This is a genomic window from Acetobacterium sp. MES1, from assembly GCF_002237635.1.
GTDB lineage: Bacteria > Bacillota > Clostridia > Eubacteriales > Eubacteriaceae > Acetobacterium > Acetobacterium wieringae.
In genome coordinates this window covers 1-11,157 of the sequence record NZ_MJUY01000040.1, presented here as the reverse complement: position 1 = coordinate 11,157, position 11,157 = coordinate 1, and the positions used below count along the sequence as shown (strand labels likewise).

Annotated in this window: 6 protein-coding genes and 1 pseudogene; all 7 read left to right on the top strand. The window is 42.0% G+C overall.

Features of this window, described 5'->3' with window-relative positions; genetic code table 11:
- Nucleotides 1-149: pseudogene (locus tag BI182_RS12025) on the top strand (23S rRNA (uracil(1939)-C(5))-methyltransferase RlmD); the annotation flags it as partial.
- A gap of 352 nt (nt 150-501) precedes the next feature.
- Complete coding sequence (locus BI182_RS12020; RefSeq protein ID WP_286808245.1) at nt 502-2,112, top strand: restriction endonuclease subunit S; 1,611 nt, start codon at nt 502-504, stop codon at nt 2,110-2,112.
- A complete protein-coding gene (locus BI182_RS12015; RefSeq protein WP_286808243.1) occupies nt 2,113-3,594 on the top strand; it encodes a type I restriction-modification system subunit M in 1,482 nt (493 codons plus the stop codon). It begins immediately after the preceding gene.
- Nucleotides 3,584-4,876 carry a restriction endonuclease subunit S gene (locus BI182_RS12010; RefSeq protein ID WP_286808241.1) on the top strand — a complete coding sequence of 431 codons (1,293 nt, stop codon included), beginning with the start codon at nt 3,584-3,586 and terminating at the stop codon, nt 4,874-4,876. The genes BI182_RS12015 and BI182_RS12010 overlap by 11 nt, the downstream gene beginning before the upstream one ends.
- Entirely contained in the window at nt 4,877-8,056 is a 3,180-nt protein-coding gene (locus BI182_RS12005) for a type I restriction endonuclease subunit R (protein WP_286808240.1), read from the top strand.
- 273 nt (nt 8,057-8,329) lie between these two features.
- Nucleotides 8,330-9,475 (top strand): AAA family ATPase, encoded by a 1,146-nt coding sequence (locus BI182_RS12000; RefSeq protein WP_286808239.1) that lies wholly within the window; start codon nt 8,330-8,332, stop codon nt 9,473-9,475.
- A partial coding sequence (locus tag BI182_RS11995; protein ID WP_286808237.1) for a S8 family peptidase occupies nt 9,468-11,157 on the top strand: 1,690 nt, incomplete at its 3' end. The genes BI182_RS12000 and BI182_RS11995, both read left to right, overlap by 8 nt.

Below are 11,157 nucleotides of genomic sequence, written 5' to 3'. Positions count from 1 at the left end.
TTATCTATGTATCCTGTAACCCCTCAACCCTGGCCCGGGATTTAAAGTTTATAACCGAAGCTGGCTATGCTATTAAAACCGTTCAGCCGGTGGATCTGTTCCCGGGAACTGGTCACGTTGAGACGGTCGTATTGATGTCACGGGTTTAGAAATAACCCGCTGAAAAGCCTGAAACATCGGTACTTACAGGGTTCTAATATTTTTGAATATAACCAATCTGCCAGAATCCCTTTAAATATTGATAAGCGAGAAAATATCGATGGTCAGGTTGAGTTGACGGGATTATTTTTGGTTAGGTTGTGTAGACAGCATTGATTTTACAAATAAGAATATAGATTTTGATACAATAAAGGCTACCTTGTGATGAGGTGGCTTTTTATGTTTGGACAGAAATGTCTTTGTGATGGGGTTTAACGGATAAGTCTGTTTATTTAGTATTGACATACTAAATAAACAGAAGTATAATTTATTTAATTCAAATATACAGAAAGGAGGATTTAGATGACCAACACGATTAAAATGGCATTAAATGAGTTATATCTACGGAATATTACTACCAGAGAACAGCTATTGAGCGAAATACTTCGTGTGAAAATAACCAGTGAAGCTATTACGGAACATCCAATCATTATAAAACAGGATAAAGAAAAATTGTTTCAACTGATGAAAACATCAACAGAAAAAGAATTGGGCTTCTTTCCAGCGGACAGAGACGACTTTTATGAAATCTTCCATGCACTTGAAGAAATAGACATAATCGATTTTACTTTGGAAATTTTCAAGAATGACAGATTGGGTGTGATCATCTCCCCCAAATATTTGACATCTTTTATTAGAGATCGCATTAAAAAGTCTAACCCCAGATCAATTCTCATTACCGAAGCGGAAAAACATCTGGCGGGGCTAAAGGAATTGGTTGATGAATTTAGTGATACTCACATAACCTTAACAACGCAGCATCAATTGATGAATGTTCTCTTGAAATTTGTATTCAAAGAATACGCAAGAGTGAACGTCATATTTGAATCGATTTATTCAAACTGTCTGATTGATTTAAAATTTGATTATATTTTCTCAATGCCAAACTTTGGGTACAAACCAGATGAAATCGGGATACCTTTTATGACAAAGGATAGTGATGGGATTGCTTTAGAAAACATGCTGACTCATTTAGATAAAGACGCTGTTTTGGAGATCATTCTTCCAGCTAAGATAACCTTTGCAGTATCCGGCTATGAAAAGCTCCGGGACCACATTACGAAGCATTATCACATTGAAAATATCTATATCCTCCCTGAGGGGACATTCCGCCCGACTACAGCAGTCAAGACTTATTTGTTTTCGATTGCCAATCGACCCATCGAAAAAATGGCGGTGGGCACACTGGCTCTTAATCATGATAAGTTTGAAGCGACTGACGTGAAGAGCCTTACCCAGTCGGCTTTTTTAAACCATCAGGACTGGCGAATCGAGCTGCTCCTTTCAGAAGATGATGAAAACATCCAGAAGTTTAAGCATTCCCCGCTGGAAAAAATCAAATTAAAAGAAGTAGCCGAAGTGTTTCGGGGGAAATCAATTCTGAAAAAAGATACCAAGGTCGGTAACATTGGGGTCCTGAATATTTCCAATGTCAATCAGGGAGAAATTGATTACCGTGAGATGGATAGTATCGACGAGGATGAACGCAAGATCAGGCGGTACCAGTTAGAAGAGGGCGATGTAGTCCTGGCCTGTCGGGGAACCGCCATTAAATCAGCTGTATTCACAAAACAGCAGCGGATTATTATTGCTTCAGCCAATTTTATTGTGATACGGCCGCTGGAAAATGAGACCGGTAAAAAAGTCCTGGGGGACTATATCAAGATCTTTTTTGAAAGCCCCACCGGGATGGCCATCATTAAAAGCTTCCAGCGGGGGACCAATATTATGAATATCAACCATGCCGACATTATGGAAATGGAAATTCCTCTATTAGATCTGGATACACAGCAACAATTGATCCAAACATATGAGCAAGAACGGCAGCAATACAGCAAAACCATTAAGGCCGCCGAAACCCGGTGGAACCAGAGCAGAACGCAAATATACAGCAAATTACAAGGAGGATCATAAATGGCAGTCAATATGGAAATCGAAAACAATTTGTGGGCAATGGCCGATAAACTCAGAGGTAATATACAACCTGGGGATTATAAGGATGTGGTGTTAGGGCTGATCTTTTTAAAATATATCTCCGACAGCTTTGAAGAAAAGTACAATGAACTGGTGGCTGACGGCGATGAATTTGAAGAGGACCGCGATGCCTACGCTGAAGATAATATCTTTTTTGTCCCGCCCAGTGCCCGTTGGGAATTTATTAAAAAAAGTGCCAAACTCAGTACCATCGGTCAGATCATTGATGATGCGATGATCGCCATTGAACGAGAGAACAAAAACCTCAAAGGAGTGCTGCCCAAAAACTATGCCCGACCAGAACTGGATAAGACCAAACTGGGCGAACTGGTGGATCTGTTTTCCTTTAAGTTAGGCAGCAAAGCGGCCAAAGCTCAGGATATTCTGGGCCGGGTCTATGAGTATTTTCTCGGCAAATTTGGGTCCAGCGAAGGCGAGTTTTACACGCCGCCCAGCATTGTCAGGCTGCTGGTTGGGATGATTGAACCGTTTGAAGGCCGAGTCTATGATCCGTGTTGTGGATCTGGGGGCATGTTTGTGCAGTCGGCCCGGTTTGTCGAGGAACACCAGGGCCGCAAAGATAATATCCGGGTTTACGGCCAGGAATACACCGCCACCACCTGGCGACTCTGTAAAATGAATCTGGCTATCCGGGGGATTGATGGCGATCTGGGCGAACGGGATGCCGACACTTTCAGCAGTGATCTGCATAAGAACCTCAGAGCCGATTATATTCTGGCTAACCCGCCCTTTAATGTCAGTGATTATACCCTGATCCAGGACGATTCCCGTTGGAAATACGGCATTCCGCCAGCCAATAATGCCAACTATGCCTGGATTTCCCACATTATCAGCAAGCTTTCGCCTAAGGGGGTAGCCGGCTTTGTATTAGCCAATGGTTCGATGAGCACCGCCACCAAGGCCGAAGCTGAAATCCGCCGCAACATTTTGGAAGCCGGACTGGTGGACTGCATTGTCACCATGCCGTCAAATCTCTTTTATAATGTCACCATTCCGGTGTGTTTGTGGTTTATCTCCAAAAAACGGGAAGAGCGGAAGGACCGGGTTCTCTTTATCGATGCCCGTAAAATGGGGACGATGGTCACCCGGAAGCATCGTCAACTGTCCGATGAAGAAATCCAGACCATCTGTGATACCTACCACCACTGGCGGGACGGCAGTGATGATTATGCCGATATCCAGGGCTTTTGCAAATCGGCCCCGCTGGAGGAAATCCGGGGACATGAATATATCTTGACACCAGGGCGCTATGTGGGCATTGAAGAAGCCGTAGAAGATGATGAGCCCTTTGACGAAAAAATGACCCGACTCACCGAAGAACTGGCGGAAATGTTTGCCAAATCGCATCATTTAGAGGAGGAAATCCGTAAGCGATTGGGGGCGATTGGGTATGAGTTTTAGAGAGAGTTATATTACATTTAAACTTGGAGATCTTTGTGAAAAAATTGGAAGTGGTGTGACACCACGGGGTGGAGATAGTGTTTACAAAGAGAGTGGAATAGCACTAATTAGAAGCCAGAATGTTCATGACTACAGATTTGCTGATCAAGGATTAGTTTACATTTGTGAAGAACAAGCTTTAAAAATGAAGAACGTTGAAGTTAAACCTAACGATGTGCTGTTAAATATTACTGGAGACTCAGTTGCACGTTGCTGTATAGTTCCTGAAAAAGTAATTCCAGCAAGAGTAAACCAGCACGTAGCAATAATCCGTCCGGATGAAAATATTCTTAATGCTAAATATCTATTATATTGGATCAATAATTCATGCAATAAAGAGTTGCTATTTTCATTATCTTCTACTGGTGCAACTAGAAAAGCATTAACAAAAGGGATGATTGAGAATTTAAATATTTCATTACCCAATATAGTTGAACAAAAATCCATCGCTGCAACACTTTCCTGTCTGGACGATAAAATTGAACTCAACAACCGCATCAACAAAAACCTGGAAGAGATTGCCCAAGCCATTTTTAAAAGCTGGTTTGCAGATTTTGAGCCGTTTCAAGAGGGTGAGTTTGAAGATAGTGAGCTGGGCAGGATTCCGAAGGGGTGGAGAGTAACGGCCATATCTGAATTCGTTGAAGTTATTAATGGTTACTCTTACAAAGGTTCTGATTTAAAAACTTCAAGGGATGCATTGTTAACCATTAAAAATTTTGATCGTAATAGAGGTTTGAAACTTGATGGTTTCAAAGAATTATTAGTTACTGAAAGGGTTAAAGAACGACACTACGTTAACGAATTTGATGTTTTATTGGCGTGTACAGATTTGACACAAAATGCAGAAATCATTGGAAATTCCATTATGCTATTGACTAAAATGAAATATGACAGAATTATTGCTTCAATGGATTTGGTCAAGATTAAGCCATTAAAAAAACACATAGATTCTTTCATCATTGATTCTATTTTAAATGATGAAAAATTCAAGCAGTACGCATTGGGATTTACTTCAGGTACGACTGTTTTGCATCTAAATAAAAAAGCAATTGTAACTTATACTATAGCTCTTCCAGAGGAACATAAAATTCTTATCGAGTTTTCAAAAATTATCAAACCAATTTATTTGGAAATTAGTCAGAATTTAAATAATATTTTAGCACTAACTGAATTACGCAACGCCTTACTCCCTAAACTCATGTCCGGTGAAATCCGAGTCCCAATCGAGGAGGTGAACTAGATGTCCAAACATGCTTTTTACGAGTCCCAGCTGGAAGAAGCGGCCCTGGAATGGTTTGAAGAATTAGGCTATGAGGTGGTCTTTGGCCCAGACATTGCCCCGGAAGGGGAATACCCGGAGCGGGAAGATTACAGCGAGGTGATCCTGGCTGAACGGCTAAGAGATGCCCTGGGGCGGATCAATCCCGGAATGCCTGAAGCTGCCATAGAAGAAGCCTTCCGGCAGATCACCATCACCCAGAGTCCCAGCCTGTTGATGAATAACAAGGCATTTCAGAAACTGATCACTGACGGCGTCGACGTCAGTGTTAAGCAGACCGATGCCAGTTACAAAACCGAAAAAATCTATCTGTTTGATATGGAAAAACCGCTGAATAACGAATGGATGGCGGTGAATCAGTTTACCATCGTTGAGCACAGCGTCGAAAAACGGCCGGATATTCTGGTTTTTGTCAACGGCATCCCGATGGTGGTGGTGGAGCTAAAAAGTGCCATTGCTGAACACGTGGACATCAGTGATGCCTACAATCAGCTGCAAACCTACAAGGCGGTGATTCCCTCGCTGTTTACCACTAACGCCTTTATAGTCATCAGTGACGGCATCAATGCCAAGGCCGGAACGCTAACCTCCGATGAGGATCGTTTTATGTCCTGGCGGACCATTGATGGGGAGGGCACGGCGCCGGTTTCTATTCCCCAGCTGGAAGTGCTGATCAAGGGGATGTTTCAGCGGGATCGTTTTCTGGATATCATCACCCACTTTATTTTGTTCCAAAGTGACGGGAAAGACCTGATCAAAATCCTGGCCGGTTATCATCAATACCACGCCGTCAATAAGTCAGTTGACAGCACCGAACGGGCTACCCACCAAAGCGGGGATCGCCGGATCGGGGTGATCTGGCATACCCAAGGCAGCGGCAAAAGTCTGTCGATGGTTTTTTATGCCGGTAAACTGGTGATCAATGAGGAGTTGGAGAACCCTACCATCGTGGTGATTACGGACCGGAACGATCTGGATGATCAGCTTTACAGCACCTTCCTGAAGTCTAAGGATTTATTGCGGTGCACCCCCGTTCAGGCCAACGACCGGGATCATTTACGGGAACTGCTGAATAACCGGACCAGTGGTGGTATTATTTTTACCACCATCCATAAGTTTGCCCCAGCGATGAATGCGGTTCATGAAACAACCAATGATCTGATGGTTGCTGAAAACCGAGCGGCCTATTCGATCCCAGTGTTAACCCAGCGCAGCAATGTGATTGTGATGGCGGATGAGGCCCACCGCAGCCAATACGGCTTTGGGGCGGAAGTGGTTGCGGGAGCAGCCGGAGCCGATATTAAATACGGTTACGCTAAATATATGCGGGATAGTCTGCCCAATGCCTCTTATATCGGCTTTACCGGTACCCCGGTGGAACTGACGGACAAAAACACCAAGGCGGTTTTCGGAGATTATATTGATATTTATGATATGACCCGTGCCGTGGAAGATGGTACTACCGTTAAAATTTTCTATGAAAGCCGGATTGCCAAGCTGGAGCTGCCCGAAGCCATGAAACCGACGGTGGATAACGAGTATGATGAAATCACAGAGTATCAGGAATTATCTGAAAAAGAAAAGTTAAAAAGCAAATGGGCCCGATTGGAAGCCATCGTCGGAGCCAACCAACGGGTTAAAATAATCGCCGCCGACATTGTCGAACATTTTGAAAAAAGAGAAGCTGCTCAGGTCGATAGTGGCGGTAAGGGGATGATTGTCTCGATGAGTCGCCGGATTGCCGTGGATCTTTACGATGAGATCATCCAGTTGCGGCCAGATTGGCACAGTGATGAACTGATGGCTGGAAAAATTAAAATCGTCATGACCGGCAGCTCGTCAGACCCCCAAGCCTGGCAGAAACACGTCGGCACGAAGTCCACTCGAGAAACCCTGGCCAAACGAATGAAGGACAAAAACGACGAACTGAAGCTGGTCATCGTCCGGGATATGTGGCTGACCGGTTTTGATGTGCCCAGTATGCACACCATGTATATTGACAAACCGATGAGTGGTCATAACCTGATGCAGGCCATTGCCCGGGTTAATCGGGTCTTTAAGGATAAACAAGGGGGGCTGGTGGTTGATTATATCGGGATTGCCGAAAACCTCAAGGCAGCGCTTCATCAATACACTGACAGCGATCGCCAGACCACCGGTGTCGATACCGACGTGGCGACTCAGGTGCTGCTGGAAAAACATGATCTGATCAAAGAACTGCTCCACGGCCATGATTACAGCCAATTTTTTAATGGCAAGGCCAGTTCCCAAATGCAGGCCATCACCCAAACCATGGACTATATTATTGGCCTCCGGGAAGAGCGAAAAAATGACTACATCCGCCTGGTGACTGAACTGGCCAGAGCTTACTCCCTTTGTGCCACAACTGAAATTGCCACGAGCTTGAACTTGGAAGTTGGATTTCATAAAGCGGTTAAAGCCGGTCTGATGAAATTTATCAGTGATGATAATAAAAAGAAGACCACCACCCAGCTGGATAATGAGCTCAATCAATTAATTTCCAAAGCCATCACCTCCAATGAGGTCATTGATATTCTGGATTCCGTTGGTCTCGGGAAACCCGATATCGCCATCCTTTCGGATGAATTCCTGGAGGAAGTCCGGGGCATGAAACAGAAAAACCTGGCCGTTGAACTGCTAAACCGGCTGCTCAAAGGAAGTCTCAAGTCATTCTCTCGGAAAAACCTGGTGCAGTCGAAAAAGTTCTCTGAACTGCTGGAAGCATCGATCCGGAAATACCAGAATCGGACCATTGAGACCACCCAGGTCATCATCGAGCTGATTGAGTTGTCCAAAGAAATCGCCGCCGCCGCTAAACGTGGGGAAGCAACTGGGCTGTCCGAAGATGAGCTGGCCTTCTATGATGCCCTAGCTGATAACGAATCAGCTCAGGAGATCATGGGTGAAGACATCCTCAAACAGATCGCCCGGGATCTGACTTTGTCCATCAAAAAGAATATCAGCGTCGATTGGGCGATTCGGGAAAGCGTCCAGGCCAAGATGAAAATGACTATTAAACGGCTGTTAAAGAAATACGGCTATCCACCAGATAAAACGGCTAAAGCGGTAGATATTGTGATGGAGCAGACGATTTTGATGTGTCAGAATGAAAGCAAATAAGACTTAGAAGTTTTGCTGGAGTAATGAAGAAGCGCTAATGTATGATATTAAAAAATGGATACTTACTCATGAAAAAACGGGAAAGATTATGACGTTCAATAAAGAGGAATTGAAAAAATGTGAAAATTGAAGGTCCCAGATAATTGATAAAAATCTTTGCCTACATGAATCTGTACATGCGTGTACGAAAATACATTGACATTCGTATAAATATATATTACTATTAACCTATGATTGTACGAATAAGTACAACTACATAGGAGTGGGAATATTATGAAAGCTAATCTAATTGAGAACCTTATAGTTTCTCATTGTACCGGCGATGAGAGTAAATTTTCAGATGCTGTTTACGAATTAATAAAAGATGAGGAGAAAAAGGGCAATGTCCCGCTGGCTGCTCGACTAAGAAAAACATATGAAACCAAGCTAAAGAACAAGACCGAACCAGAATTTAATGTAAGTTCATCTAGTTTTACTCCACAATCAGCGAAAGGAACAGCTCCAAGGGATAAAGATAGTCTACTTGAGCTGTACGAAATTATTCAATCAACTGAAAGACTAGAGGATGTAATTTTGCCTGAGAGCCAGAAAAATGCATTAGTCCAGTTGATTGAAGAACAAAAAAATGCGGATGATTTAAAGAAACATAACATTGAACCAGCAAATAGGTTGCTATTATGTGGTCCGCCTGGTTGTGGAAAAACGATGACTGCATATGCCATAGGTCAAGCGCTTGAATTGCCTATTGCATATGTGAGGTTAGATGGCCTTGTTTCATCATACCTAGGCCAGACTAGTACTAACTTAAGGAAAGTGTTCGACTCTGTACGAAATCAGCGAATTATTTTATTTTTAGACGAGTTTGATGCAATAGCAAAAAAAAGAGATGATTCTAATGAACTTGGTGAGTTAAAACGCGTTGTCACTACATTGCTTCAAAATTTTGACAATATGCCAAGTAATGTATTACTAATAGCAGCTACGAATCATGAGCATTTACTTGATCCAGCAATATGGAGAAGATTTAATTTAACGATTACTATGGAGCTACCTAACGAAGCACAACGATTAATTTTACTTCAAAAGTGGATGAAAGAATATGCAATTATTGAATCTCTTGACTATGAAAACTTGGCCAAAATTACGGAAGGCTTAAATGGCGCTCAAATCAAAGAACTTACAAAGTCAGCTGCAAAAAAATATTATATCAGTAAAGCAATAAAAACCGAAGACGTCATAGCTATTTTCATACAACAGCAAACGATGTATTCAGGTAGTAATGATGATGTTATGAAATTACTTAGCGATATGAATAATAAAGGAGTTTCACTTAGATCATTGGCAAAAGCTATAGGCGTCACACATTCTACATTAGACTATAGAATTAAAAAGTATAGAGGGGAACAAGTAGATGAGTAATGATAACCAGAAACAACACTTATGGATTCCATCTGAGGAAGTTCAAGAAGTTACAAAAAAGCCTATGAAAATTCCTGAAGACAGAGGGCTGGATCACAATGAACACGGCTCGAAATTATCTCAAGGACTTATTGAAATCATGTCTGCATATGATAAATTGAAGTCAGGCGATTCCTTAAGTGGAGAAGATATTATGGTTTTTAAACTGGTGCTTCCCGAAGGGGAAACGGTAGCGGGGCAACAGAAATTTATCGAAGATGAAGGCATGAAAATCAATGCGGTAAAAGATAGTCGTCACGCTATTGTAACATCTAGTAAGTCAATGTTTGACAGACTCAGTGGTCGTGTTGGTACATACAAAGATCAGAACAAATTAAGGGGCTATCAATATATAGAAAGCTTTGAACTTTATTCAGCGCAGGAGAAACAAGCAGCATCTTTGAAACGTTATTTAGAATGTCAAAAAGACGAACTCACAATTGATATCCAATTAATGTTTATACCTCATCTTGATAAAGAAGTTCAGTCAAAAGCAGTATGTAAATTAGAAGAAAAGATTCTCCAACTGGAAGGAAAGTTACAAAGAGAGTCGTATCAATTATCAGATGGAACTGCAGTTATTAGAGCATTGGTTCCGATGTCCAGTATCAATAACTTAGCGGATGATGGCGCAATTTATCGAATTGAACAAACCGCGTTTTTTCAATTTATGACCCCGAGCGCAATGAACCCTTTTAATTCTGTTCTCAACATAGATCCCAATGTGGATGTTGATTCCCTACCTGTAGTAGTTGTTTTGGATACGGGAGTTGATTTTCCACCGCAATTAGAGCAATTAGTTCCTATACATTGGGAAGCTTCCAATTGTACAGGATTTAGCCACTATCATGGTACAAGTGTAGCTAGCAAAGTCATATTTTCGCATATAGGTTTTCAGTTAACGAATCAATATATTGTACCTAGAGCTAAGGTTATCGACTGCAAAATATATGATCAGAAAAATAATGCACAAGATGTGATGATTGAGAGAATACGAGAAGCCGTTGAAAATTTTGCTTCACTTACAAAGATATTCAACTTATCTTCTAATATTAAAAGACCAATTGAGGGTGATGAACTGAGTATTATGGGGTATGAACTTGACGTATTAATGTCAAAATATAAAATAAAGTTTGTGATTTCTGCAGGAAATCATGAGCTAGTAACAAGTTGTTCATCTCTAGAAGAAATATTGGAAGATGATGATATTAGAATTGCAGAACCAGCAGACGCAATGTTGGGTATTACCGTCGGTTCAATAGTGGGTTTTCATCACAATGCGAGCGTAAGTAAGGTTAATGACGTTGCACCATATTCTAGAATTGGACCTGGATTTGCCGGATTTTATAAGCCTGACTTAGTTGCATACGGAGCAACGCAATACTCCGACATGAGCGTCCCAAGCGATCCTTACGCAATTGTTTTACTGCCGAATGGAAAGTTTCTTGATGATTGTGGAACAAGCTATACTGCTCCGGTTGTAGCTGGTGATTTAGCTGAGCTTTCTTCAGTAGTTCCTGATAATGATGTTGTTTTGGCTCAAGCACTGCTATACAATGGGGCACAACAACTTTGGGATACAAGAAAGATAACACAAGACGAAGCAGAATATATTGGTAACTTATATGGTCGAGGTATTTCAG

Excerpts from the sequence above, each read along its gene's own strand:
- BI182_RS12000 (WP_286808239.1), top strand. The coding sequence starts at position 8,330 with ATGAAAGCTAATCTAATTGAGAACCTTATAGTTTCTCATTGTACCGGC.
- BI182_RS12015 (WP_286808243.1), top strand. The coding sequence starts at position 2,113 with ATGGCAGTCAATATGGAAATCGAAAACAATTTGTGGGCAATGGCCGAT.
- BI182_RS12005 (WP_286808240.1), top strand. The coding sequence starts at position 4,877 with ATGTCCAAACATGCTTTTTACGAGTCCCAGCTGGAAGAAGCGGCCCTG.
- BI182_RS12020 (WP_286808245.1), top strand. The coding sequence starts at position 502 with ATGACCAACACGATTAAAATGGCATTAAATGAGTTATATCTACGGAAT.
- BI182_RS12010 (WP_286808241.1), top strand. The coding sequence starts at position 3,584 with ATGAGTTTTAGAGAGAGTTATATTACATTTAAACTTGGAGATCTTTGT.